24 protein-coding genes and 3 pseudogenes are annotated in these 24,669 nt (G+C 68.6%); 17 read left to right on the plus strand and 10 right to left on the minus strand.

The window, feature by feature from the left end; translation table 11 throughout:
- Positions 1 to 2: 2 nt before the first annotated feature.
- The 4 genes from AC07FV_RS25635 to AC07FV_RS25650 all read left to right on the plus strand — a co-directional run bounded on the left by AC07FV_RS25635 (position 3) and on the right by AC07FV_RS25650 (position 5,150).
- On the plus strand, positions 3 to 827 hold the full coding sequence (locus tag AC07FV_RS25635) for a nucleotidyl cyclase domain-containing protein (RefSeq protein ID WP_479089590.1): 825 nt from the start codon (positions 3 to 5) through the stop codon (positions 825 to 827).
- Positions 824 to 2,848 (plus strand): hypothetical protein, encoded by a 2,025-nt coding sequence (locus AC07FV_RS25640; RefSeq protein WP_479089591.1) that lies wholly within the window; start codon positions 824 to 826, stop codon positions 2,846 to 2,848. The genes AC07FV_RS25635 and AC07FV_RS25640 overlap by 4 nt, the downstream gene beginning before the upstream one ends.
- Positions 2,849 to 2,907: 59 nt before the next feature.
- Positions 2,908 to 3,606, plus strand: a complete 699-nt coding sequence (locus AC07FV_RS25645; protein ID WP_479089592.1) for a hypothetical protein — start codon at positions 2,908 to 2,910, stop codon at positions 3,604 to 3,606.
- Between the two features lie 1,082 nt (positions 3,607 to 4,688).
- Entirely contained in the window at positions 4,689 to 5,150 is a 462-nt protein-coding gene (locus AC07FV_RS25650; RefSeq protein WP_479089593.1) for a hypothetical protein, read from the plus strand.
- 18 nt (positions 5,151 to 5,168) lie between these two features.
- On the opposite strand, the pseudogene AC07FV_RS25655 reads toward AC07FV_RS25650, so the two are convergent.
- Positions 5,169 to 5,997: pseudogene (locus AC07FV_RS25655) on the minus strand (IS5 family transposase).
- 94 nt (positions 5,998 to 6,091) lie between these two features.
- On the opposite strand from AC07FV_RS25655, the gene AC07FV_RS25660 reads away from it, so the two are divergent.
- Positions 6,092 to 6,580, plus strand: a complete 489-nt coding sequence (locus tag AC07FV_RS25660) for a hypothetical protein (protein WP_479089594.1) — start codon at positions 6,092 to 6,094, stop codon at positions 6,578 to 6,580.
- Positions 6,581 to 6,753: 173 nt separating this feature from the next.
- On the opposite strand, the pseudogene AC07FV_RS25665 reads toward AC07FV_RS25660, so the two are convergent.
- Positions 6,754 to 7,504 (minus strand): annotated as a pseudogene (locus AC07FV_RS25665) (transposase).
- Positions 7,505 to 7,817: 313 nt separating this feature from the next.
- Here AC07FV_RS25665 and AC07FV_RS25670 point away from each other — a divergent pair.
- Positions 7,818 to 8,810 (plus strand): hypothetical protein, encoded by a 993-nt coding sequence (locus tag AC07FV_RS25670; RefSeq protein WP_479089595.1) that lies wholly within the window; start codon positions 7,818 to 7,820, stop codon positions 8,808 to 8,810.
- A gap of 673 nt (positions 8,811 to 9,483) precedes the next feature.
- Here the strand turns inward: AC07FV_RS25670 and AC07FV_RS25675 are convergent.
- The gene (locus AC07FV_RS25675; RefSeq protein WP_479089596.1) at positions 9,484 to 9,876 is read right to left on the minus strand and encodes a DUF6233 domain-containing protein; all 393 of its coding nucleotides are present in this window, start codon (positions 9,874 to 9,876) and stop codon (positions 9,484 to 9,486) included.
- On the opposite strand from AC07FV_RS25675, the gene AC07FV_RS25680 reads away from it, so the two are divergent.
- Positions 9,809 to 9,970, plus strand: coding sequence for a hypothetical protein (locus AC07FV_RS25680; RefSeq protein WP_479089708.1), 162 nt, complete (start codon positions 9,809 to 9,811; stop codon positions 9,968 to 9,970). The genes AC07FV_RS25675 and AC07FV_RS25680 overlap by 68 nt on opposite strands.
- Before the next feature lie 300 nt (positions 9,971 to 10,270).
- On the plus strand, positions 10,271 to 11,641 hold the full coding sequence (locus AC07FV_RS25685; protein ID WP_479089700.1) for a DUF6236 family protein: 1,371 nt from the start codon (positions 10,271 to 10,273) through the stop codon (positions 11,639 to 11,641).
- A 69-nt stretch (positions 11,642 to 11,710) separates the two neighbouring features.
- Here the strand turns inward: AC07FV_RS25685 and AC07FV_RS25690 are convergent, their stop codons facing one another.
- Positions 11,711 to 11,869 (minus strand): hypothetical protein, encoded by a 159-nt coding sequence (locus AC07FV_RS25690; protein WP_479089597.1) that lies wholly within the window; start codon positions 11,867 to 11,869, stop codon positions 11,711 to 11,713.
- Positions 11,870 to 11,933: 64 nt separating this feature from the next.
- Between AC07FV_RS25690 and AC07FV_RS25695 the strand changes: the two genes are divergently transcribed.
- Both AC07FV_RS25695 and AC07FV_RS25700 read left to right on the plus strand, forming a co-directional pair.
- Positions 11,934 to 12,101, plus strand: coding sequence for a hypothetical protein (locus AC07FV_RS25695; RefSeq protein WP_479089598.1), 168 nt, complete (start codon positions 11,934 to 11,936; stop codon positions 12,099 to 12,101).
- Positions 12,102 to 12,278: 177 nt separating this feature from the next.
- A complete protein-coding gene (locus AC07FV_RS25700) occupies positions 12,279 to 12,854 on the plus strand; it encodes an RICIN domain-containing protein (RefSeq protein ID WP_479089599.1) in 576 nt (191 codons plus the stop codon).
- 767 nt (positions 12,855 to 13,621) lie between these two features.
- Here the strand turns inward: AC07FV_RS25700 and AC07FV_RS25705 are convergent.
- The gene (locus tag AC07FV_RS25705) at positions 13,622 to 13,846 is read right to left on the minus strand and encodes a hypothetical protein (protein WP_479089600.1); all 225 of its coding nucleotides are present in this window, start codon (positions 13,844 to 13,846) and stop codon (positions 13,622 to 13,624) included.
- A 1,330-nt stretch (positions 13,847 to 15,176) separates the two neighbouring features.
- Between AC07FV_RS25705 and AC07FV_RS25710 the strand changes: the two genes are divergently transcribed.
- Together AC07FV_RS25710 and AC07FV_RS25715 are read left to right on the plus strand one after the other, a co-directional pair.
- A protein-coding gene (locus AC07FV_RS25710) for an IS5 family transposase (RefSeq protein WP_479089701.1) occupies positions 15,177 to 15,991 on the plus strand; the annotation gives its coding sequence in 2 pieces (ribosomal slippage) (positions 15,177 to 15,531 and positions 15,531 to 15,991; 816 coding nt in all).
- Between the two features lie 129 nt (positions 15,992 to 16,120).
- Entirely contained in the window at positions 16,121 to 16,579 is a 459-nt protein-coding gene (locus AC07FV_RS25715) for an SMI1/KNR4 family protein (protein WP_479089601.1), read from the plus strand.
- 103 nt (positions 16,580 to 16,682) lie between these two features.
- Here AC07FV_RS25715 and AC07FV_RS25720 read toward each other — a convergent pair whose 3' ends face one another.
- The 3 genes and pseudogenes from AC07FV_RS25720 to AC07FV_RS25730 all read right to left on the minus strand — a co-directional run bounded on the left by AC07FV_RS25720 (position 16,683) and on the right by AC07FV_RS25730 (position 18,793).
- Positions 16,683 to 17,402, minus strand: a complete 720-nt coding sequence (locus AC07FV_RS25720) for a VOC family protein (RefSeq protein ID WP_479089602.1) — start codon at positions 17,400 to 17,402, stop codon at positions 16,683 to 16,685.
- A gap of 133 nt (positions 17,403 to 17,535) precedes the next feature.
- Positions 17,536 to 18,326: pseudogene (locus AC07FV_RS25725) on the minus strand (IS5 family transposase); the annotation flags it as partial.
- A gap of 71 nt (positions 18,327 to 18,397) precedes the next feature.
- Positions 18,398 to 18,793, minus strand: a complete 396-nt coding sequence (locus tag AC07FV_RS25730; RefSeq protein ID WP_479089603.1) for a hypothetical protein — start codon at positions 18,791 to 18,793, stop codon at positions 18,398 to 18,400.
- 370 nt (positions 18,794 to 19,163) lie between these two features.
- Between AC07FV_RS25730 and AC07FV_RS25735 the strand changes: the two genes are divergently transcribed.
- Positions 19,164 to 20,117: a transposase gene (locus tag AC07FV_RS25735; protein ID WP_479089604.1), complete on the plus strand. Its 954-nt coding sequence runs from the start codon at positions 19,164 to 19,166 to the stop codon at positions 20,115 to 20,117.
- A 73-nt stretch (positions 20,118 to 20,190) separates the two neighbouring features.
- On the opposite strand, the gene AC07FV_RS25740 is transcribed toward AC07FV_RS25735, so the two are convergent.
- On the minus strand, positions 20,191 to 20,688 hold the full coding sequence (locus AC07FV_RS25740; RefSeq protein ID WP_479089605.1) for a GNAT family N-acetyltransferase: 498 nt from the start codon (positions 20,686 to 20,688) through the stop codon (positions 20,191 to 20,193).
- Positions 20,689 to 21,238: 550 nt separating this feature from the next.
- Between AC07FV_RS25740 and AC07FV_RS25745 the strand changes: the two genes are divergently transcribed.
- Entirely contained in the window at positions 21,239 to 21,586 is a 348-nt protein-coding gene (locus AC07FV_RS25745) for a MerR family transcriptional regulator (protein ID WP_391971553.1), read from the plus strand.
- Positions 21,587 to 21,748: 162 nt separating this feature from the next.
- Here the strand turns inward: AC07FV_RS25745 and AC07FV_RS25750 are convergent, their stop codons facing one another.
- Positions 21,749 to 22,282: a 2'-5' RNA ligase family protein gene (locus AC07FV_RS25750; protein WP_479089606.1), complete on the minus strand. Its 534-nt coding sequence runs from the start codon at positions 22,280 to 22,282 to the stop codon at positions 21,749 to 21,751.
- Between the two features lie 100 nt (positions 22,283 to 22,382).
- Between AC07FV_RS25750 and AC07FV_RS25755 the strand changes: the two genes are divergently transcribed.
- From AC07FV_RS25755 to AC07FV_RS25765, 3 genes are all read left to right on the plus strand, one after another.
- Positions 22,383 to 23,219, plus strand: a complete 837-nt coding sequence (locus AC07FV_RS25755; RefSeq protein ID WP_479089607.1) for a helix-turn-helix domain-containing protein — start codon at positions 22,383 to 22,385, stop codon at positions 23,217 to 23,219.
- An 82-nt stretch (positions 23,220 to 23,301) separates the two neighbouring features.
- Complete coding sequence (locus tag AC07FV_RS25760) at positions 23,302 to 23,781, plus strand: cupin domain-containing protein (RefSeq protein ID WP_479089608.1); 480 nt, start codon at positions 23,302 to 23,304, stop codon at positions 23,779 to 23,781.
- Positions 23,778 to 24,497: an SGNH/GDSL hydrolase family protein gene (locus tag AC07FV_RS25765; RefSeq protein WP_479089609.1), complete on the plus strand. Its 720-nt coding sequence runs from the start codon at positions 23,778 to 23,780 to the stop codon at positions 24,495 to 24,497. Before AC07FV_RS25760 ends, AC07FV_RS25765 begins: the two co-directional genes overlap by 4 nt.
- Positions 24,498 to 24,669 lie beyond the last annotated feature (172 nt).

Consider the following 24,669-nt stretch of genomic DNA (forward strand, 5'->3'; position numbering starts at 1 on the left):
CCATGCCCTCTGACGCGTCGCACGACACCGCGGATGTACCACCGGAGTACGCCCTCCTGGTGGTCGACATGAAGGAGTACAGCCAGATCCCCGAGGCGAAGATGGCGCCCACCCGTTCCGATCTCGACGACATTCTCGCCACCGTGTTCGCACAGTGCGGGGTCGACGAGGCCACCAAGCTCGACAGCGCGGTCAAGGACCGCGGCGACGGCGCCATCTTCGTGCTGCCCGCCCGGCACGCAGCACGGCTGGTCGACCCCCTCATGGGACACTTGTGCCGGGCGCTGCAACGCCACGAACGGACCCGGCTGGCCAGCGCACCGCCGATCCGGCTGCGAGCCAGCGTGCACACTGGTCCCCTGGAGCCGTCGGCCCACCGCGGGGACGCCGCCAACGATGCCTGCCGTCTCGTCGACAGCGACGCCGCCCGCCAGGCCATGACCGCTGCCGCCGACCACCGTGTGCCCCTGGCCGCCGTCATCTCGGACACGGTCTTCCGCCGCACCGTGCGCGCAGGCCGCACTCCGGACCTCGGCGCCCACCACTTCCAGCCGGCCACGGCCCGCGTCGAGGGCAAGCCGGACTTCGAGGAGACGTGCTGGCTCTTCGTCCCCGGGCTCGCGCCGGCCGTGATCAGCCCGTACCTCACTGCCGACAACGCGGACGCGCCCGCTGCCCCTGCGCAGCGCAGTTCCTCGGCGCGCACTCCGGAGGGCGGCACATCCGGCAAGCGCCAGGACAGCGTGCGGCAGAAGGGCAAGGCCAGCGGCAAGGCCCGGCTGGTTCAGGTCGGTCGCGACTACATCACCGGCCCGGAGCAGTCATGACGGGCGGCGAAGGCTCCGGAAAGGTGTCGCTGCAGCGGGCGGAAGCGTCCGGCAATTCCCAGGTGACGCAGGTGGCGGGCGACTACGAGGAACACCACCACCGCTACGTGCGGGGGTGGGAGTACCTGCGCGGGATCCGTGTGGACGACGCCGAAATGGACCTGGTCGACAACGCGTTCGTTGATCCCGCCGGTCCTGACGGAACCGGACAGGTGGCAGCGGCCGCCGGCGCGCTCACCCGATCGTACGATCGCAATCAGATCCTGGTGATCTGCGCAGAGGCCGGAGCGGGACGGCGCACCGCCGCCCTGCGGGCGCTGCGCCACGCGGGGGTACCCAAGGAAAAGATCCTCTGGCTGGTCCTGGACTGGGACCAACCACGCACCGAACAGATCCCCCACACCGAGAAGCACGGCTTCGTCCTGGACCTGACCGGCTACCGGACGCTCACAGAAGACTTCTACACCGGGCTCGCCGACTATCAGAAGGACGCCGAGACCGACTCCGCGTTCCTGATCATCCTGGCCGAACCAAGTACCTGGACCCCCGGCACGCTCACCGCGGCACCCGTCATCTCCCTCACCCGCCCACCAGCGCAACAGGTCGCCGCGGCCCACCTGCGTCATCTCGCGGCCTCTCGGCAGCACTGGCTCGACAGCGCCCCACTGGACGACCTGTTGGCTCCGGCTGCCCCGGCAGCCGACGCCGCCCGCCTCGCCCGGCTCATCGCCCAAGCCAAGGAGAACGGAAGAGCCGCGGTCAAGGAAGAGTTCACCGACTGGCGCGACCACTTGGAGAACTGGTTCGAGACGTACTCCCGGGAAGAGGACCTGCGCGAGAGAGCGCTCCTCCTGGCCGCAGCCCTGCTGGAGAAGGTACCGGCTCAAGTCGTGCTCACGGCAGCCGACCGGCTCTTCACTGAAGTCGGAGGCCAGCTCCCGCCCGGCGGCGCGCTGACAGGCCGTGACCTGGACAAACGCCTGGCGACCATCCATGCCCGTTCGGTAGACGACGAGAGCATCTCTCTGGAAGCCGAGCAGCACGGCCTGCCGGCCGCAGTCCTGAAGTACGTATGGCAGCAACGCCCGCAACTGCGGCCCGTGCTGCTCGAGTGGGCCTCGCAGATCAGTGCGCCCAACGGAATCGCCGTGCGGCATCTACGGCGTATCGCCGACTGCCTGGTACAGCTGGCCTTGCTGCCGGGCGGCACGACGGTGCGATCCGTGGCAAGCGCCTGGATCGAAAACGGCCGCACCGCACACCGGCAGCTGGCCGTCGAGATTCTCGAGACCATGGCGCTCCACCCGGTTACCGGCGTCGCCGTCCGCAAGCAGCTCTACGACTGGGCGCACCAGAAGAACACCAGCCAGGAGCTGATCAAGGCCGTCGGCGACATCTGTGCCGGACAACTGGGACAGAGGTACCCGCGCGTTGCTCTCACACGCCTGCGGCTGCTGGCCGCGCGAGGCGACGAGCTGTCTGTCCAGGCAGCATCCGACGCGGTGCGGGCCCTGGCGACCGCTCCTGACCGGCGCACCCTGGTCCTGTCGGAGATCATCGGCTGGACCGAGGCCACCGACACCGACATCCGCATGGCCGGAGCACACACCTTCCTGGCCCTGGCCGAAGCCGGCGACGTCCTCCTCCCGCCGCCCGATGAGCAGGAGAACGCAGGCAGCCTCCCCACCACACTGCCCGGACAGCTGTTCGTGCGCGGCTGGCGGGCAGTGCTGCAGGAGACCACCCTCGCCGAGAGTGCCCACACACGTCTGGCTTCCTGGCTGGACTCCTGCCAACTGGCCGACGAAGCGGTACTGCCGCTCGCAGCCGAAGTGCTGCGCGGGTACCTCGGCCAGGTCGGTGCAGCCGCTCTGCTGGTGGGATCGTCCACGAGCTCCGGCGTAGGACGAAGCCGCCGCAGGCAGCTACTCGACCAGCTGATCCTCGAACAAGTGGAATCGCCTTCCGGTCCTGCTCCGGTGCCCGCCGCAGGCAACCAACCGCCCTCCCCGCCGGGGTGAGCATCCTGCCGTGGCGCAGCCGGGCCACCCGGCGCAGCCCGCACGCCGGAGACATCGGTATGGCACATCCGCTCGCCCTGCACGGCGAGCGGATGGCCAGCCGCATCTCCAGTGTTTTCTTCACGGCCAACGTCAGCGGCTCGTGGCGCCACGTCGGCGCTGCTCTCACGCCTCATCAAGACCCCGAGGCCCTGGCCCGTGATCATCTGCGCCGCCAAGCAGCCCACGCCGTTCGTGAGTACTCCGTCCTCGACGCCGCCGCAGCCCAGGACGCAGCCAACGCCGCACTGGCACCGCCACCGCGCGGATGCCCGCTGGACATCACCGGCAGTGTCCACCTGGAGGTCACCGACCTCGACCGCGGCCTCGCCGAAGAGCACGCCCGACGGCAGCAGACGGCCGACCTCGACCACGAGGAGGAGACGTACCGACTGGCCCACCTCCAGCGGATCCTCGCCGATGAGGACCTGCGACGCGTCTGGTGGATCGCCCGCTTCCCCGACCGCTTCACCGACCTCGAAGGGCTCAAGACCGCGCTGCACGGCCTTCCCTCGTGCACCGAACCCGCAGACGACGACCTGCGCGGGGACATCAAGACCTTCACTGACCGGCTCGTGACCGCACTGCACACCCCCGAGCAGCGCGAAGTCTTCCTCCACGCCCTTGTGCAGACCCTCACCATCGTCGGCCACCACAACCTGGCATCTGATGCCGCCCGCTGGCGCACCGCCCATGAAACCGGGAGTCCACCCGAATGAAGATCCGCACCGCCCGATGGCTTCTTGCACCTCTGCGGCAGCTACGCACCCTCCGGCTCATGGCCCATCATGGGCCCTCCATGCCGTACGACACCGCATGGGCCCTGACTTCCCTGCGCGCCGCGCCCGACGACACCGCATTCGTACGGGCCTGGATCCGCGAGAACCCGAGCAACTCCCCCGGCATCCACCGCGATCACTGGCACGAACTGGAACCCGCAGAACAGCAGCGCCGCCTGCGGTGGCTGCACCGCCACGGCGGGCACTCCCCCGTTGAGCTCCTCGGACTGGGCCCCTCCGTCATCCAGAGTGTCGGCCTCCACGTCCCCGACTGGGGCCGTCCCCATACGGCGGACCCCTCACAGCGGGGCCGATTTTGCACCCGTGTTGTCACCATCCGCGGCCGCCACAGGCATCCCACAGGGCCTTCGGAGTCCTGACCTGTGGTGGCCCCAAGTGGTGACGTCCACGGTCACGTGCCGGAGAGACCCGGGGTCAAATGGGAGGCGGTTGGGTGGGCGGTAGCCCCCGAGAGAGGTCTGGTCGCGTTGGCCCGCTGCCCATTGACTGACCTGTTCGGTACCCACCTGTTCAATGGCGGCGAGCAGCAGAGTGCGCGCTTGGTCATCCCGCTCGGCCACCGAGAGCAGCCTATAGCGGTTGGTCTCGCGGCGCAGGGACTCCCGGGCCTGGGCTGCCAGCACCCAGCGGGGACCAGGGGCGAATACCTGGCGGAACCCGGTACAGAACAGAGCGCCGCCGGCAACAGTCGCCGTCACTCAGGCTGGGGCGTGTACGCCTGCTGCTACCACTGTCACGGAGGCGCTGGTTAACGCGCCGAGTTCGATCGCGCGGTGCGCGCGCCGCGCGGCATCTCCCCTGCGCTGGTAGAACGCCAACTCCTGCTCGGCCAGTGCCAGTAGTGGGTCGGGGGCGGAGGCCCAGCCATCAGTATCCGGAGTCGGTCTGCGCATGCCAGCATCATCGTCGCCGCCGCAGCTAGAGCCTGTCTCCTTGATGGGGCGATCCACTGATCGGCGCCCCCTTGATGCTTGCGGTATCGCGCGTGGAAGCCTGTCCACATGGATACATTCGCGGACCGACTCGACGGCGGGTGGAAGTGGTGGGAGGCCGCCATCGAAGAAGCGCAGGAGGGGCGCTGGGTCCGTGACGCTGTGGAACGGCAGGTCATCAAGGACATCGGCGCCGCCACAAACCCTCTTCATGGCGGACGGATGGCCCCGTTCACCGAGGACTCGTGGCACGTACGCATCGGGAGGATCGCGAACTGGGCCGGGGTACTGCGGCTCGCGGCCCGATCAGGCGGATGGGTGCTCCAACCCGTTGCCGGACGCATCCCGCCAAACCCCGCTGGCATGGCCGAGCTGCTGTCTGGCATCTACGCGGTCGGCGAGCAAGGAGAAATCTGGATGCGGCAGCTCCTGACGGGTGAGCTGCCACCCGAAGACGAGATCGCGAAGGTTGAGGGCTTCCTCACCGGGCCGGGATCCGTCGAGGACCTTGAGCTCTTCTTCTACGACTAAAAAGCCGTCGCTACAACGTCACCGTCGTACCCAGATGAGGATGGAGGCGAGGTGGAGTGCGGCCTGGTAGGCGATGGCGAGCTTGTCCGTCCGCATGGCCAGGCCGCGCCACTGCTCAGCCGGTTGATGCATCGCTCGACCGCGTTGCGTTGCCGATACGCCTCGGCGTCGAAAGCCGGTGGGCGACCGCCGGCGTGGCCTCGCCGCAGACGGTGGCCGATCTGGTCGGACGGCTGGGGGATGACAGCGCGGATTCCACGTCGGCGGAGATGATTTCGGATCGCGCGGGATGAGTACGGGCGATCCGCCAGGACGGCATCGGGTCGGGTCCTCGGTCTTCCCGGCCCGCTTCGCGGGACACGGATGCCGGCCATGACGGTCTCGAAGGCTGGGGCGTCGCCAGCCTGGCCCGCGGTGACGCGAAGGACCAGAGGTCGCGCATGGCCATCGCTGGCAAGGTGGACCTTCGTGCTCAGGCCGCCGCGGGAGCGTCCAAGCGCATGGTCGTCAGGTTCGGCCCGACCTGGAGCCCCCTTTTCCTCGCTCCGGCGGCGTGCTGGTGAGCCCGGCAGACGGTGGAGTCCACCGACACGGTCCACCCAATGTCGTCAGCACCCTCGGCGGCTGCGAGGACCGCGGCAAGGATGCGTTCCCAGGTGCCGTCCACGGCCCACCTGATCAGCCGTTTGTGAGCGGTCTGGAACGAGCCGAGCTCGTCCGGCAGGTCCCGCCAGGGCGAGCAGGTGCGGTACTTCCACGCGATGGCTTCCAGGGTTCGGCGGTGGTCGGCCCATCGCCGACCGCGGACCGGATCGGCCGGCATCAGCGGCTCGATCCGGTCCCACATCGCATCACTGATCACTAATCGGACGGACACATCCGATCAACAGACCAATGGATCAAAGAGACACGCTCTAGCCCTCAGCACCGCGCGCCGTCTGATGGAGTTCGGCCGCCGCGAGGACTCTCGGGTCACCTTGTATGCCGAGCTCTGCTCTGTTGCCGAGGTGCAGCGGGTGGCGAGGGAGCTGCCCCAAGGGCAGTACGCGGGGGATTTTGACTATCGAGAGGTCGACGGAGTGCCACGGGAACAGCGGCCCCCGCTGGTGGCCGGCCTCGCAGGGTCTGATCTGCCGACCGATCCGGCGGCGTACGATGGACGGCTGCCGGTGACGTGCGAGCTCGACCACCTGCCGATCGGAAGAACTGAGGACGCCTTCGCAGCGGCGATCGGCCCGAGCAGGGGCTGGATCAACTGGGAGTGGCTGTGCTGGCCTGATGCGCCTGAGCTGGACTTTTTTGGCGAGCGAAAGCATGCCGAGGTGTCGCTCCTGTTCAACACACGCACCCGCGAGCTCGATGAGCCTGCCGACGATCACACCGGGTCCTGCTTCACGTCCGTAGCGTCAGCATCGACGGCCGCCAGGTGAGGGAGCCGTACGCACACTGGCTTGCCGAGCAGGTGGGACTCACTGTCATAGGACCCGGAGAGCTGTGGTGAGTCCGAGCGCTGTGACTGACCGGACCAGCCAGCGGCAGCACTCGGTCACGCTTCGCCCCTCCCCATGGCCTTCTCGATCTTCGCCTTGCTCATTGAGCTTCGTCAGCGGCGCCACTCCACAGTGAGGACGGCTTTGGCGATTGACGTCATGCGGTTCGGACTGCATCGGGCGTCACGGAAGATCCGCCAGCACTTCAGGCGGGCGACACCGCGTTCAACCGGAGCCCTGGTGCAAGACAGTGCCCGGTTGAGGGTCTGGCCGGTCGGAGTGAGGTCGTGATGCCGGCCGACGCTTGAAGCCCGTGGTGACCCAGGGTCCGCCGCCCTGGTAGGCCAGGTCGGCCAGGATCGGGACGCCCTGGCGCTCGCAGATCCGGATGATCCGGTGTGTGCGAGCGGCGGTCAGGTCGTGGCTGCGCCCTGGCAGGGCCGGCGAGAGCCACAGCAGTTGGCCGGACGGATCGGTCACGACCTGGACGTTCACCCCGTGGCGGCGGTGCTTCGGGGAGTAGTCGGCCCGGCCGTCGCCGACGCGGTCGCATTCGGCGAGAGTGCCGTCCAGCAGGACGAAGCCCGGACCGCTTTCCCGCAGCACCTTCAGCAGGCCGGGTGCCCGTTCGGCCGGCAGATCGATGACCGCGGTGGTGTAGGCGTGGGCGGTGGACTCGCTGATGCGGAATCCTGCGGCAATCTTGGCCAGGGTGGTGTGCTCACGCAGGTACACCAGCGCCACCATCGCGCGCTGGGATGGGCGCAGCTTGCACCGCCGGTCGCCCTCACGGGTGACGATGAGCATCGTCACCCACTCTACGAGCGCATGCGGCAGGTCGAGGCTGGCAGGACAGATGACCAACAAGACCCCAAGGCACACCGGTTGAGACGTCCGACATCTCGATCAACAGCCCGAGGGCCTCGCCTGTTACGCCTCGCAGCCTTCACCCGATCAGGGGCCAGCCCGAAGAAGCTCACCGAGCCCCGCCGCAGTCCTCGACGCCTCACCGCCTACCGTGCACGAGCTCGTTAGGCTCATTCAAGATCACCGGCAGCAACGCTGGGGCGGTACGAGGGAGGGGCCGAGGATGGCCTGGTGGGACACGAGGCCCTGGGACACGCGGGAGCAGTGGATGCTGGAGCCGTTGGCAGGAGTAGGGCCGTTGCGATTCGGGATGAGACCCGACGAGGTGACGGCGGCTCTCGGAGAGGACAGCCCTTCCGTCACCCATCACACGGACACCGGAGTGGTCTCGGCGCAGTACACGAACTGGGGTGTGACCGCGGTATACGGAGAGCAGTCCCAGCTCGTTGCGGTCAAGGTCGATGCGATGAGCGGGCCGCGGGTGAAGCTGCGCGGTATCGACCTGGTCGCCAGGGTGCCCTCTGAAGTCCGGTCGGATATCGACCGTCTCGCGCATCAGGACGGTGTGTGCGTGCGGGTGAACTGGAGCGGGGACCCGGAGGTTCCGGCGTGGGGTGTGTCCATGGGAGCTGAGCTGGAGTTCGAGGTGTTGCCCCAGCAGTACGTACACCGTACGGACAAGATGATCTCCAGCGCACTGTTCGTCAGCTCCGACCTGGCTGAGGATCCGTACGCATCCGAGCCCGTGGCCCGGTGGTGTGACGTCAGCACCGAAGAGCCGAACCCGGGGGCGTGGCCGGTGAAGGCCGAGTCGGACCGGCTGCTTTGGGAATGGAGGCCACTAGAGGGTGTCGGCCCTCTCCGGTTCGGCATGGATCCGGATCAAGTGGCCGCCGCGCTCGAAGACAAGCCTGCCGCCCGTCATGGCCGATACCCCTACGGGACGTCCTGGGAGGGGGTCGGGGAGTGGATGCTGCTTGACGACCGGTTCGACGCGGTCGGCGTGACCGCTCACTACCATTGCGGCTTCGGCTTTCCGCCCGTTCTGGGTGCCGTCACGGTGCACGGACGTACTGGCCCTCAGGTCGTCTTCGACGGGATGCCACTGATCGGCAGGAAGGTTTCCACTATCGACAAGGCCATGATCGAACGCGCGGACAACGGTGAGATGGGCCTACTCATCGGCTGCAACTTCGATCTCGGGCCGGACGGCCTCAACATGTACGTACGGGCCGCCAGGGCGGGAGACAGCGTGGTCAGCGAGGCCCGTTTCTGCCAAGCAGAATGGGAAGATCACGGATGAGCTCTCGCAGAACAGGACAAGCGGGATGGCAAATCCACTCGCTCCCGTGGGACACATCTGAGTGTCTGGAGAACCGTCCCACTTGGGCTCGGCCGGCACCGCGGCGGCGGATCGGGGCCGGGTGCGGCCGCGGTGAGCATCGGGTCCGGCAGTGTCCAGTTCACCCGGGATGCTTCTACAGCCGCTGCCTGATTTGCTCTATTCGCGAGTACGGGTTCTGGCACGAGTTGTGTGACGTGGGCGCACGTTCAACGACGGCCCTGTGCCTGCCTAGTAGATGTGGTCGTCGACGCGTTCATCCTCGGGTGTCCGTCGGAGACGCCACGCGCCGAAGGCGACCCCCGAAGCCCCGCCCATGAGAGCTGCCGCTCCTGCCCACACGCCGCTGGGCGAGAGCGCCGCAGCGAACAAGCCAGCCAACAGGGCTCCCACCAACAGGTACATGACGATGATAAAGCACGCAGCGAGGTAGCGACTCCTCGGAGGCGTCATGCCACCTTGCATGAGGTTCTCCGGTCCCCTTCGGCTGGTTCCCTTCTCGCATATCCCCGAACATTCACGGCAATCCGGCTCACGGGGTCACGCCACAGGAATTTGAGCCAGTGCCCGTCCTCGCGAACAGAGCCACCCGTTCGATCCTGTGAAGGCCGCCCCTCGCCCGTTGGCAGGTAGGTCAGTCGATGATGCGCAATTCGACGTTCGGCTGGCAGTGCCCGCACGCTCGCAGGCCCGCGGCGAGCAGGCGCCGTGCCTCGTTGCGGGCGACGGCGCGGCGTCGCGGGCCCGCCATGTGGCAGTCCCCGGCGTATACCTGTACTGGCGGGCGGCGGGCGCCGATCCCCAGCTCCATGATCCACTCTGGGGGCGCGGGGCGGTTGCGGCGGCCGTGCTCCTCCTCGACCCGCCGCTGCCGGCGAGCGGCGAGCTTGGCGTCGATGCGTTCGAGCTTCTTTGAATTTAGGTTCGATATCGTGTGTGTGGGGGAACGAGGTGGTCTAGTGCCGTACGCCGACACGCTGGCGGACCCGGTACCGACGGTGATGCACGTGCGCTGTCCCGACCGCATCCCGGAGGACGTCTACCGGCAGGTGCTGGAGCTGCTGCCGACCTGTCCCCGGTGGTGCAAGCGCTGCCGTCGTCCGCGGCCCTGGTCGGGCTGAAGGGCGCCCTGCGCTACTACGGCCCCCAGGTGCACCGGCTGGACGAGGTCCTGCGGGCGCGGACCCTGACCCGGCTCGGTATCGACCTGCGGGTCGGCATAGGTCCGATGGTCACCGTCGCCGCCACCGCCTTGCCCGGGTCGACCCACCTGGCGGCGTCCTCACCGTCACCTCCGGCCAGGCGGCCGACTGGCTGGCGCCGCTGCCGGTCGGGGCCTACATGGCATCGGCCCCCGCCCGGTCGTCCCCCGGACCCTGCCCGCGGCCGCCACCGTCCGCCTGCGCTTCGCGGGCCACGTCCTGGACGGCGCCGACGTCCGCGCCGGCCTCCTCGACCTCGTGGTGCAGCTGGCCCGCCCGCTGCGCCGCCGCGGCCAGGCTGATCGCGCTCTCTCCCTGACGTTGCAGTTCACCGGCGGCACCATCTGGGAGAAGACCCGCCGCCTGCCCGAGCCCTCCGCCCACGACGAGGGCCTGCGCACGATGGCCTACCGCCTGATCGACATGGCGGGCGTCCTGCTGGGCGAGGCCGCGGTCCCCGCCGACGCGCGGGAGGGGCTGGCCACGCGGGCGGGCGCGCTGTCCGTGCGGTACGTGCTGCCCGGCCGCCTCGACACAGTGCCCGTCGACCGGATCGTGCAGCTGCGGACCCGGTACGAGGCGGAGTTCCGCACCTTCAGCGACGCGGTGGAGCGGACCACGCACACCCTCCACGAGACCGTGGGCGACGTCGGCAGCCGGCAGGCACTGGAGATGCACCTCTGCGAGGCGGTGCACCGTGACTTCGAGATTCACGTGGACGAACTGCGCAAGGTGATGAACGGCATCGACCTGCAGACCATCACCACGGCCGCCGGCACCAGTTTCAAGATGCCCGCCTCGGTCGCCCTGGCCGGGGCGGCGACCGGCGTGGCGGCCGGTACCGCCATGGGCACGCTGACCGGCGCCGTCGGCACGGCCACCGTCGCTGCCTTCGGCGTCGTCACCGGGGCACGGCAGGCGGACGCGGCCCTCGCGGCGGACCCGGCCGGTTTCCTGCTGCGCGTCGAACCCGGGCTGCGGCCCGCCACCTTGTGGGGACGCTTCGACCGGGCGCTGCGCCGCGGTGTGGGAGCGGGCGCCTGGCGCTCTCACGGCCGCGGGACCGCTACGGTCTCGCGGCCGCGCGGACCGGGTCAGTCCGCGTGGACGAGGATCAGGACCAGGGCCGCGAACGGCACGGTGGTCGCGCCGAGCAGGGTCAGGGCCGCCGGGACCGCCGCCGTCAGGCGCTCCCTGCCCCGGCGCCGGCCCGAGTGGAGGACCAGGCAGGCCAGGGCGGGCGGCAGGGCCACGAGGGCGAGGAGGACCACCGGGACCGCGATCCGGCTGAACACGGTGGTGCCCGGGTCGGTGACCAGTTGCAGGCTGGTCGTGCCGAAGACCACGGCCAGGGCGGCCAGGAGGACGAGGGAGAGGGCTGACGCCACGGCGACGGTCAGCCCTTCGGTCAGCCGCTCGGCACCCGCGCGTTCCCGGCGCACCCCCGTCGCCCCGCCGTCCCCGCTGTCGCCCACGACCGTCCCCCCGTTGCCGCCGTCCGTGCCGCCAGGGCCCCGGTCGCATGGCGCCGCTCCCGCCGTGGCCGGCGGAAAGCGACGGCACCGGGGCGTGCGGCCACGGAGACGATGATCCCATGACCCGCCGGCCGCGCCACGGGCCGGTGCCCTTGCCTTGGAACCCGTGGAGGAGCCGCCTGTGTCAGCGGGCACGCAGACCGGGGTCCGGCGAGACGTCCGGACGCCGCTCGCCGGGCCCCACGCAGGCGTAGACCACGCCGCCGCTGCCACCGACCTTGTAGTAGCCCGGGCCGAACGCGGAACAGTAGGCGTACGACCAGATGTTGCTGCTGGTGATCACCCCGCGGGCCGTCTTCCTGGTGGACCCGTTGGTGCAGGTGGCCTTGGCGTAGTAGGCCTGGCTCGTGACACAACTGACCTACCGGGAGCTCGAAAGCAAAGCCACCGCCCACGCCGACCCCCTGCCGGCCAGCACCATCGCCACCACCCTCAGCCGCGTCACGCTCCCTCGCGAGCGTTTCGTGGGTGCCTTCGTCCGCGCCTGCGGACTCAGCGAGGACAAGACACGCTAGTGGATCCTGGCCCGCCGCCGCATCGCCACCGAGAGCCCCGCGCCCACCCGGGGCGAGGGCGGGGCCCGGACCGGCGGCGGAGAGAACTTCTCCGCCACCGGCGTGGTCGGCCCGGCGCCCGCCCCACGGTGGTGGCGTCGCGCAGCCGCCCTGGCCTGCGGCGCGGGCCTGGGGGCCGTGGGAACGCTCGCCGTCGTGGGCCTGATGGGCGACACCAGCCCAGGGGCGAGCCCGCCCCCGATGCCGGTGACCGGTCTGCGCATGCTCGCCGTGGGCAGCTGGACGCAACTGCATCCGGCGCGCACCCCCGAGCTGTGCGTGACCGAGGGCAGGGACCGCACCGGCGGCTACGAGACCGCCGTCGCCGTCCAACGGCCCTGCACCCAGGCCGGTCTGCCGCAGGTGTTCCTCGAACCGACGGGGCGGAACACCGTGCAGATCCAGTGGCACCACCCGGACCACGGCATCGGCTGCCTCACGGTCCTGCCCGACGGCCCGGGCCGGGACCTGATCGAGCCCCGCGACGACTGCACCGACACCGACCCGGCTCAGCAGTTCCGCATTGAGCCCTTCGGACCGCCCGCCGCCGCTCACTTCCGTGTCCGGCCCGTCAGCACCGGCAGGTGTCTGAGCCTGCGCGACCAGAACACCGCCGTCGGAGCGGAGGTCGTCCAGGGCCGCTGCTCCGGCGCCCCCGACCAGGACTTCCTGATCGAGCTGACCCGTCCCCCGCGGACAGCCACCGCCCCCTAGTAGCTACTGGATTATCGAATCCGATTCCGGACGCCGCAGTGTTCATTGTCCTCCTAGAGCCATGAGCCAGTAATTCCGACGCCTCCCAGGTAGCCGCCAGCCGCGTAGCCGACGTCAACTGCCTTGGCGGCCTTTCCTGCCGCTCCCGCCAGCTTCATGGCAGATCCGACACCACCCGTGGCGGCACTGAATATGCCAACTGCAGCCGTCTCATTGGCGGAATTCCCGGAAGCAATGGAACCCGCCACGGTCAATCCCACGGATGCGACCGTGGCACCTATCGCTACTGGCGCTGAAACGGGCGCCAAGGCCGCCAGACCCACAACCGTGCCGGCCATTCCGAGTCCCTCGGGTACGCCACAAGCAATGCCCAGGCGCAGCCCACCGACGTGAGGCGCTCGGCCATGATCTTCGGCCGAGCGCCTCCGTGTTCACTCCCCGCACAAGGGCGCCGTCACCCTGCAGCACGCGGGGCCACGCTTCGCGGATCGGGAGTCAGGACTTTTCTTTGCGGCCGGCGAGTACGGCAAAGACTGCCAAGAGCACTCCACATGCCGCGGCGATCGCCCCGAGCACCATCGGAACAGCGTCACTGGTCGCGATTCCCGCGATGCATCCGCTCAATCCACCCACCAACAGAATGATGGAAAAGATCCGCACAGCGCGTACAGCGTCCGTCATCGGGGCGTCGCTCGCTGTCATTCTTACGTCACTTCCCCGGCCGTACCCAGCGATGTCCGTGGCGGCCGATCGGCTCCCTCCACCGCTCACTTGTTCCGCGAGCGAATGACCACTGCCACTCCGATCGAGATGATCACACCGACCACAGCCACCCACACAGCTGGCTTCATGCCTGCCACCATGCCGAAGACACCGATGAGCACAAGAGCGATCCCGGCGACCAGTGCGATCCACAATCCAGTAGCAGCCACCGCTCGTCCGGCCTCGTCGCCGTGGCCCAGCAGGCTTCCTTGATCGTTGCCAGTGTCCACCTGATCTCCTTGTGTCAGGACAGCGAGTCCTGCATCGCACCTGCGGTTACGTTGCTGACGGTGTCGGCCGCGATACCGCATCCTGCCGTGGTCAGCGGAATGAGGTAGGGCATCCCTGCGGCGGTCGCCATCGTGGCGGTCCCAGCGGTGCAGAGGCCTCCGAAAACAGCCCCTGCGGCGATGCCCACGGCCTGCGAGAACAGCGCCTTGGGATCATTACGGTTCTGCCAGATCTCTGCGATGTCCTTGCCTCCGAACAGTAGGTGTACGTGGTACCGCCGGGGCAGGTGTTCTTGCTGCCGTCCCGGCTGGTGAGGTTTCCGGCCTTGTCGAAGCAGCACAGCCACGACGCGTCCCGCGCACCGGCGGAGTCGGCTTCCAGGGCGTAGGTGAGGCGGTCCTGGGAGTCGTAGGTGTAGGTGGTCTTGTACTGGGTGAGGTTGTCGGTGCGGGTGCGGAACTTGGTGGTGTCCTTGCCCGCGCTCGTGTAGCTGTAGGTGAGGTCGATGAAGGTCTGGGTGCCGGAGGTGGTCTTGATCTTCTCCGGGCGGCCGTTCTTGTCGATGGTGACGGTCTGGGTGGTGCCGCCGGGGTAGACGGTCTTGGTGCGCTTGTCGTTGTTGTTGTAGTCGAAGTCGGTCTTCTTGCCGTCCGGCGCCGTCAGGTGGTCGAGGCGGCCGGCCTTGTCCCAGGTGTAGTCCGCCTTCCCGGTCGGGTCGGTGTAGAAGTCGACGTCGCCGCCCGGGGTGTAGGCCAGGACGGTCTGGGCGCCGTTTTGCAGGGTGCGGCGCTTCTCGCGGTTGAGCTTGTCGTACTCCCAGGTGGTGGTGCCGGAGGCGTCGGTGCGGGTCTTGACGTTGCCATCGTCGTAGGTGTAGGTGACGGTGGAGTTGGTCGAGGAGACCTCGCGCACGCGGTCGCGGTCGCGGTTGTCGTAGTCGTAGACGGTCTTGATGCCGCGGCCGGCGGTGACGGTCTCCACCCGGTTCAGCGCGTCGTAGGTGTTGGTCGTCTCCCTCAGCGGCGCTGGCGGCTTCACCTCCCACAGGTTGCCCTTGGTGTCGTACTCGAAGGAGGTGACCTTGCCGTTGCCGTCCTTCGCCGTACAGCGCTGGCCCTCGAAACCGCCGCACTTGGGGGTGGCCTCGTTGTAGGTGTACTCACGGGTGCCGCCCGCGGTGCCCGACGTCGTCACCGACATGGTGTTGCCGTTGGCGTCGTACATGAAGGAGTCCTTGCGGCCGTCCGCGGTGGAGAAGTCGTTCGGCAGGTCGGTGCCCGCGACCGTCTGGTAAGCGGACACGGACGCCGTCGCCCCAAGCGGCAGCTTCTGGGAGACGGCGTTGTTGCGGCCGTCCCAGCCGTAGGTGGTCGTGTTGCCGCCGGTGCCGTCCGTGCCGGTGCCCATCGCGTCGATCGCGGTCTGGGTCAGGTGGTTCTTGTACGGGACGTACTGTGCGGGATCTTGTACGTGCTGCACACCGGGATCCAGTGGGAGTACCTGCCCAAGGACCTCGGCTTCGGGTCGGGCATGACGTGCTGGCGCCGGCTGCGGGACTGGAACGAGGCCGGTGTCTGGCAGCGGTTGCACGAGATTCTGCTGGCCGAACTGAACGCGGCCGCACGTCTGGACTGGTCCCGCTGTGTGGTCGACTCCTCCCGCGTCAGGGCGCTAAAAGGGGGCAGCACACGGGCTCATCGCCGGTTGACCGGGGACGAGCCGGCTCCAAGCATCACTTGATCACCGACGGACACGGCACCCCGCTCGCGGTGCTGCTGACCGGCGGCAACCGCAACGACGTCACCCAGCTCCTGCCCCTGCTCGACGCGATCCCGCCGGTCCGCGGCCGGGTCGGTCGTCCTCGCCGGAAGCCGGACTCGCTGTTCGCCGACCGCGGGTACGACCACGCCATCTACCGGTACCAAGTCCGGGCCCGCGGCATCGTGCCCGCGATCGTCCGCCGCGGCACCCTGCACGGCACCGGACTGGGCACCTACCGCTGGGTTGTGGAGAGGAGTTTTGCCTGGTTGCACGGCTTCCGTCGCCTGCGAATCCGCTGGGAGCGGCGAGCCGACATCCACGAGGCGTTGCTCAGACTTGCCTGCTGCCTCATCACCGATCGGCAGCTCAGGGCATTGCGCTGACATTGGAACCGCTGGGTATCCCATGGATGTCCGTGGCTCATGCCATGATCCGGCCTCATGAGTGACCGATCGCTTTCGCCTGCCTGGCTGGCCTCGTGGACAGAAAGGGTCAGCGGGACTCTCACGGCCATGACAGGCGAGTTCGAGCATCGGCACGGCTTTCCTCCTGGGATCAACCAGGTCCGGCCGGCCGACCACGATGATCAAGCCGCGGCTCGCACGCTCGCCCAAGTCGCCCCTATACCAGGTGACCTGGTCACCTTCTACGAAAGTATCGGTGATGTCACCTGGGAGGACGTCGGCAACGGCTACTTCCTCGATCCGGCCGGTGACCTCCTGCTGCGGCTCCAGGAGTACGGCGTTGTCGACGTCGGCACGGACGAAAAGATCCGTGGCCTGGTCATCGGCTCGAACGGCGGCGGCCAGATCTATGTCGCGGGGCCTGAGGGGGCCGTGTACCGAACGCGGACGGCTTCACTGGACGAAGCGGAGCTCGACAAGGTAACCGATGACCTCCGACAGCTTCTGGAGCTGCTGGAGCGTTCCCTGACAAGGTTCAACGCCGACGGCGATCCGGGATACCTGTAAGCACAGGCTCGACGCCCATTCTGTTAGCCGCTGTTAGAACCCCTAACGAAATGAGGTGCCGTCGGCTCAACATGGTCCGACGGCGCCATGTGTGGTCCAGGCGTCATTGCCCCAGAGATTGAACTCGGAATGACAGCCCTTCCGGGCTGTGCAGCCTCAGATTGGACTGGTCGGTCTCTCGGATTCGGTTAGCGAGGCTCGGGCCACCGCCACCGATCTGCATGCGGGAGATGACGCCCTCCAGGTCATCGACCCCGATGCAGAGTTCCCACTGCGGGGTAGTGATGGGTTCACGCGCCGCGATGAATGCGGCAGCCGCGAGAGGAGTACCTGTCAACTGGTGGTAGAAGTCCCGGGCCCGGTCCGGTTGGCCGGAGATCAGGACCATGTGATGTGGGGTGCCTGCCAAGCGGGGCGGGAACTTCCACCCGGTGAACCCATGGGGTTGCCACAGGGAGAAAGGGGCACCCACCGGGTCGATCAACGTCGCCGTACGGCCCTGATCACCCGCGTCAAAGGGAGCCACGACAAGACGCGCGCCGTTCGCCGTCGCGGCTTCGGCGCGGCGGTCGACGTCATCAACGGCCAGGTAGTAGGCGACGTGGGCGGGCGTGCCCGGCGGGTAGATCGGGTTCGCAAGGTCGCTGACGCTGCCGATCTGGTACCCGCCGATGGTTATCTTGGTGGCCTGGCGCCAGTCCTCCTCATCCACTGCAAAACACCAGCCCAGTGCCTGCGATAGGAAGGCAGCGGTGCCGGATGGATCGCAGGTCTTCAGGTCCATCCAGCAGAACTCGTTCAACGAACCGAGGGCGGTCATCATGTCCTCCTTGTCTTTCGAGTGCTGGATATCGGCTCACCGGGCGACTGCACAAGCGGGTTTCAGCTGCTAGCCGTGCGAGAGGTCCGGCGGGATGCCACAGGTCTGTGCTGCGTATGCAGTGACACCAGCGTCTCCAGCAGATGAGAGCGCATCCGAGGCTGAGGAACGCTTCGTGGATGTCGTCGCGTATCTCCCAGCGAATCCGCAGGCGGCGGAACCAGTGCAGGTGAGCGAATGCGCGCTCGACGACCCAGCGTTGGGCTCCCAGTCCGGAGCCGTGTTCGGTGCCGCGGCGGGCGACCAGCGGCTTCACGCCAAGGGCCCGGACCATATGGCGGTACTTGTCGTGGTCGTAGCCGCGGTCAGCAAGGATCACGTCCGGGCGGCGCCGTGGCCGGCCGCGCTTGCCTCGCACCGGCGGCACGGCCTGGAGGAGCGGGATCAGCTGAGTGACATCGTTGCGGTTGCCACCGGTCAAGGAGGCAGCAAGCGGGATGCCGGTAGCGTCAGTGATCAGATGATGCTTACTGCCCGTCCTGCCCCGGTCAACGGGGCTTCGTCCGGTCTTGGCTCCCCCTTTAACGCCCGGATATGGGAGCCGTCGACCACCGCGCGAGAGAAGTCCAGGGCGTTCGCGGCGCGCAGCTCGGCGAGGAGGAACTGGTGCAGCTGAGGCCACACCCCGGCCTCGGTCCATTCGGCCAGGCGGCGCCAGCAGGTCATGCCCGAGCCGAAGCCGAGTTCCTGCGGTAGATGTTCCCAGGCGATCCCGGTATGCAGCACGAACAGGATGCCCTGGAACACCAGCCGGTCCGGATGCCGCTTGCGCCCTGGATGCCGGGTCCGGCGCTCGATCTTGGGCAGTAGCGGTTCGATCACTGGCCACAGCTCGTCGTCGACTTCCCATGCCTTCGGCCGTGCCACCCCGCACCCCCAGATCCTCGATCGGTCTTGGAACGATCCAATCACCTCGAAGATCATTTCGTTAGGACTTCTTAGTCCCCTGAGAATCCGAAAATTCCCAGGTGAGTCGGACTGTCGCCGGTGTAGAGGGCGACGTAGTAACCGGTCCACCGCATCTGGCACTCGCCGAGCAGGCTTTGCTGGTGCTCCTCATAGCTCGAAGCCTGCTTGGCAAGAGCAACGAGGTCCGCGTACTGCTCAACCGACGGGCGCTCTGTTCCGAAGTGGTGCATCACGCGATTGAGAGCCAGCGGGCGCAGGGTGCCGTTGTCAGCGATATCGGAGTCGGTCGGCGGGTCGGCCGTGGCCACAACCCTTTCGATATCGAGGACCGTATGGGTGCCCTCGGACCCCATGAACTGCTCGTCCCCGTAGAGAGCCTCGAGACTTCGGTACCGGGCATCGTCGCCGTACTCCTCCTGGAACACCCTGGCCCGCAGTGTCGCCAAGGCCGCCTCTGGATGGCGGTGAGCAGGACGAAGAGGATCCCGCACAGCGCCTGCCGGTCGGGTACCCGTGGTCTGCCCTCGGCCTTCTTCGGACCCGGCTTCGGCAGCAACGGCTCGACAAGCGAACACAGGTCATCCGACACGATCCAGGGCCGTGACTGACGGTCTGCCATGCCCAGACATACGGGCGCAGGGGCCGAGAGTCTCATGATCAGCCACTTTTGTTAGAGCCAGTAAGACTGATCCTCCGGAGCGTGTAACTGACACTTGCTGCTGATCGTTGGTGTGCACATGTGGCGGGGTGACCTAACGAGCTCGTGCACGGTAGGCGGTGAGAGGCGGAGCCTGGATGGTTGATCATGGCCGGGTGGTGGGGAACTCGACGCGTGCGGCGATCATCAGTAATAGGCGGATCACAGGCCTGACTGCCGGAGTGATAGCTGAACTCGTCGAGGAGATCGGTCCCTTGTGGCAGGAGCGTCACCAGGCGAGGCTTGCCGCTCGACCGCGGAAGCGGGCCGTGGGCGCCGGCGCGAAGCACCGGCTGGTGTTCGTCGACCGGCTCCTGGTCACGCTCGTCCGTCTTCGTCATGGGGTCACCCACGACGTGCTGGCCTGCTGGTTCGGAGTGGACCGCTCCACCGCCACCCAGGCCGTCGGCCAGGTGCGGCCCCTGCTCGCCGAGAGAGGGTGCACCGTCAGCCCTGACGTGCGGCTGCGGTCTCTGGCCGAGGTCATCGACCATCTCGGCTCGAGCGGGACGACCGGCATCATCGACGGCACCGAGATCCGGGTTCACCGCCCGGCCGCCGGACACCAGGACCGCGACAAGTTCATCTCCGGCAAGAACAAGCAGAACGCGGTCAAGTCCATGGTGGTCACGGACGGCGAAGGCCGCGTGCTGTGGTGCAGCCCAACACGGCCCGCAAGCTGCGCGGACATCACCCAAGCCCGCCAGTCAGGGCTGGTCAGACTCCTGGCCGACGGGCCCGCGGTGGAGATCCTCGCCGATGCCGACTACCAGGGCCTTGGCGCGCAGACCGGCGGCCAGGTGATCACACCACCGCACCGCGAGTTCAAGAAGAACCCCCCGGACTGGTACGAGGAGACGTACGAACGCCAGCGCAAGGCACACTCCACAAGGCGGATCCGGGTCGAGCACGGCATCGCCCATCTGAAGAATTGGCGTGCCCTGGCCCGCCACCTCGGCCGCCGCGAGCACATGAGCGACACCGTCCAAGCCGTCGCCGGCCTGCTGTCCCACCAGCAGACCGCGGACCTGACGTCGCCACCGCAGAGGTGAACACCGAGCCCCGCCGACAGCCTCGACGCCTCACCGCCTACCGTGCACGAGCTCGCTAGCGGCGTCGTGGAAGTCAGATGCGGAATTCGAACTCCGGACGGTCCCACGGCACGGCGGGCGGGGTCGCGAACACGGTGCCGGTCCGTACCGCGCCGACGCGGTGGTAGAAGTCCTCGGCGGGAACGTGCGACACGACCTTGACCCGGTCGACTCCGGCGGCACGGGCTTCGGACCGCATGTGCGCGACGAGCAGCCGCCCCATGCCCCGCCCCTGCGCTTCGTCCGCGACGAACAGCAGGTCGAGCTCGGGCGGAGCGAGGACGAGCGCATAGAACCCGAGCACCCGGCCCTCGTGATCGTCAGCATCGGCGGCCACGAAGACGCGGTGGGCCTCGATGTAGTCGGGACCGACCCGGTAGCCCGCGACCGCGGACGCGTACAGGCCCTCGTAGGCGCTCGATCCGCGCACGAGCCGCGTCAGTCGTTTGGCATCCCGGGCGACGGCTCTCCGGATCGTGATCGGCCGGCCGGCCGGGACAGCGCGTGTACCCATCGATCGAGTATTTCGCATCGGGCGGCGCCTCCGCGCGGTGGGTCGGTCCGTTCCCGTCCCGCCCGTCCCGGCGACTGCGACCAGCCCTCTCCCCCGCCGGTCGGCTCCCTCCGCGCACGCCGCCCATTCGAACACAGGGCGAACAGACTCACACCTACAGCCTATGGAGCAAATCTGTAGTGTCGGGAGTAGACATTACCGCCGGGGAGAGTTAGTCTTTCTGCGTACCCAGAAGTCGAAGGGCGCGGCAGAGACGACTGCCACGCAAGCAGGAGCGGCCTTGGGGCCGCACAGCGGTATCAGGTAAGTCCGGCAGAACAAGAGGTAAGGAGCAGAGCGCCATCAGGATCGCCCGGGCGAGGAAGCAGTCCGCCCGGGTACCGCAGACCCCGGAATGGAAGGTGGTCCCCGGTCACGCATCCGCGATCCCCGCATCCCCGCCCCTCCGGGCGGACCTGCGGACAGAGAAGGTCGGCCATAATGGCCGGCAGATGGTGTTGAAAGCTCGGGGCCCGGGTGCCAGTACGGCACTCGGGCCCCTCGACGCGTCCCTAGAAAGAAGAGGCCTATGCCCTCTGGCAGTCCCCAGCCCGTCATCCCCCTCGATGACGACGACTACCCCGCCTACACTATGGGCCGGGCCGCCGACATGCTCGGCACCACCCCTGCCTTCCTCCGCGCGCTCGGCGAGCATCGCCTGATCACCCCTCTGCGCTCCGAAGGCGGCCACCGCCGGTACTCCCGTTACCAACTGCGCATCGCCGCCCGCGCCCGCGAGCTCGTCGACTCCGGCACCGCCATCGAAGCCGCCTGCCGCATCATCATCCTCGAAGATCAACTCGAAGAAGCCCAGCGCATCAACCAGGAACTCCGCAACACCCACAACGCGCGCCAACAGCCGAAGACCCCCACCTGACGGCGCGGGCCTCACCCCGGCGCGTCCGGGCGCGTAGCTCCCCCACCGCGGGCCCGCCGGTGCGCGGGCCCGGACCGCGGATCGATACCGCCGGCTCCAGTACCGTCGGCCGCTGCACCACCGCGCGCCGGGCCCGTCGTGCGGTCGGCGTCGGGGCGCGTCTCAGGGGCGGGGCTCCAGCACCTCCAGGGCACCGGTCACCGTGTCGTAGCTGCGCAGGGTGCTGAGGCGGACGGACAGCGGCGGCGCCGGGAGCAGTTCGGGGACCTGCCGGCCGGCGAAGGCACCTGCCCGCCTGGTGCGGCCGAGCGTGACGTGCGGGCTCCAGCGGCCAGGAGCATGGAACGGGCTGAGCGTCCCGGGCGGACTGTCCGAGGCCACCGCCTCCCACACCCGCTGGTGCAGACCCTCCAGCGCGGAGTCGAGGTCCAGTGCCCAGGCCAGCACCGAGGTGGGCCGCTCGAAGCGGACCACTCCGGTGAACCGCACCGGCAGCGGCAGCGCGGCGGCCGCCTCAGCCAGCTCCCAGCGGATCGGGGCGGTCAGCTCCGGACACGCCGCCAGGGTGAGGTGCGGGCTGTTGGTCGGGGAACGGTGGCGCGCCTGACTGGGCAGGCCCGCTTCCGCGAGCCGCCGCCAAGCCTCCCGGACCGCCAGATCCGCCGCCTCGTCCAACAGGAGCTCGACCGTACGCACCGCCGCAGTCTATCGGCGAGGGCGGAACGCCGGGTGAGCGAGAAGCCGCAGCGGCTCGTGCAGGGAGCGTCGCCGTGGCGCGGCTCGTACACTGGCGAGGATGGAGGACCACACGGCGACCGAGATCGCTGCGCGTCCCGCGCCCGCCCTGCGGCAGTACGTCGACTCGTATCTCGGCTTCGACCTCCGCGGACTCCCGACAGGGGTGCACTGCGGCCCGCCGAGCCGTTCGCTCACCACGGTGATCAGCCTGTCGGGTCCGCTGGAAGTGGCGGCGGGCGTCGACGACGGGTCACCGGTCACCCGGTACGGCAGCGTGGCCGGTGGTCTGATGTGCCGGTCCGTCGCGATTCACCACGACGGACGCCAGCAAGGTGTTCAGGTGTCGCTGACACCGCTCGGGGCCCGGGCCGTCTACGGCGTGCCGTCCGCCGAACTCGCCCACCGCGTGGTCCCCCTCGACGCACTTCTCGGAGCGCTCGCCGGAGAGCTATTCGAGCGGCTTCGATCGGCGACGACATGGGCGGCGCGGTTCACCGCACTGGACGCCTTGCTCCTCCGCGCCGTCGGCCGTGGCCCCTGCGCCGACCAGGTGCGCTGGGCGCGTCCCGAGGTGGTCGAGGCATGGCGCCGCCTCGTCGCGGCGCGGGGTCGCGTCCAGGTCGGTGCGGTCGCCACGGAGCTCGGCTGGAGCCGCCGTCACCTCACCGAGCAGTTCCGCACCGAGGTGGGCCTGTCGCCGAAGACCTTCGCCCGGGTCCTGCGCTTCGAGCACGCGCACGAACTGGCGGCGGTGCGGAACCCGCTCCCGTGGGCCGAGGTGGCAACCGTCTCCGGCTACGCCGATCAGGCCCATCTCGTCCGGGAATGGCGCGAGTTCACGAACCGGTCACCGACTTCCTGGCGTCGCGGCGAGGTCCTCCTCGAAGGTGGGTAGCCACCACCCGTCTGCCCGTCGCGTCGGTATCTCTTCCCTTTCCTTCAAGACCGCCCGATCGCTGTCGTGGACGATTCCCGCCATGAGACTCGTGGACCACGAACGCAACGCCATGGACCTCCGGACCACCCCCGTACATCTGGGTCTGGGATCGAGAGCGAAAGCCGTCGAGGGCTTCGCCTGGGACCCGGCAGTGCTCCAGGCCTACAGCGCCGCGGTCGCGGCGGACGGCGCCGAAGGCCGGATGGTGATGATCTTCGACGGCGACGGCCCCGGCGACCACTGGGAGAGCCACCCTGCAGGCGACGAACTGGTCGTCTGCCTCAGCGGGTCCGCGACGGTCACCCGCGTCGTGGACGGGGTTCCCGACCGCGTTCTGCTCGGGCCGGGCGAGGGCACCGTCAACCCGGCCGGGGTATGGCACGTGGTCGACATGGAGGGACCGACGTCCATCCTGTCCATCACCGCGAGCCTCGGCACCGAACACCGTCCTCGGACCGCTCGGACCGACATCCGCCCGACCGGCCGCGTGGGTACGCCGGGCCCTGAGGAAACGCCGTGACGACACGCATCGCGTGCCTCGGCGACAGCCTCACCCGCGCACAGTTCAGCGTCGACTACCTGGATCTCCTCGGACGACGCCACCCTGCCGGTGCCGTGCGGCTTGCCCGCTTCGGCGTCAACGGCGACTTCGCCCACAACCTCTCGCAGCGCCTCGACGCCGTCGTCACCGACCCACCTGATGTGATCACCGTGTTGATCGGGACCAACGACGCGCGAGCGAGCCTCGCCGGTTACCCCGTCGAGCAGGCCATGCGGCGCAAACAGCTCCCCCGCCGCCCGTCGGCCGGATGGTTCCAGCAGTGCCTCGCAACCGTCGTCGCACGACTGCGAGCGGAGACCGACGCGACGATCGGTCTGCTGTCGCTGCCGGTACTCGGCCAACAACTCGACGGTGCGGCGGCTCATGCATCGCAGGAGTACAGCCGGATAATCGCCGAAGTCGCCGCCGCCCAGGAGGTGGCCTACCTTCCGCTCCACGAACGCCAGACGGAGGAATTGCGCCGAGCGGACCCGGCGCCGGTTCCGTACCGGGAGGTGACGCCGGCGGCGGCCCTCGGCGTCCTCGTCCAACACGCGGTGCTGCGCCGCAAGCTCGACACGATCTCACGGCGCCGAGGTCTCGTGCTCACGACCGACCACATCCATCAGAACAGCCGCGGCGCCGGCCTTGTCGCCGAGACCATCGACACCGGTCTGCTGACCCGGCGCACGTAGCCGGCTCCCCTGCCGAGCCGGTCGTACGGCGTCCTGCACCCGGAGAGCCGTCAACCCTGACGATCGTCGCGGTCCGGTGTTGCCGTTCGGCTCGGGTCCCCGGCCGTTCGGGCTTCTACGTTCGGGCCTCATGAACGGCCCAGGGACGATCAGCGGCGGCCGACTCGATCCG

This window comes from Streptomyces sp. NPDC045956, from assembly GCF_056430705.1.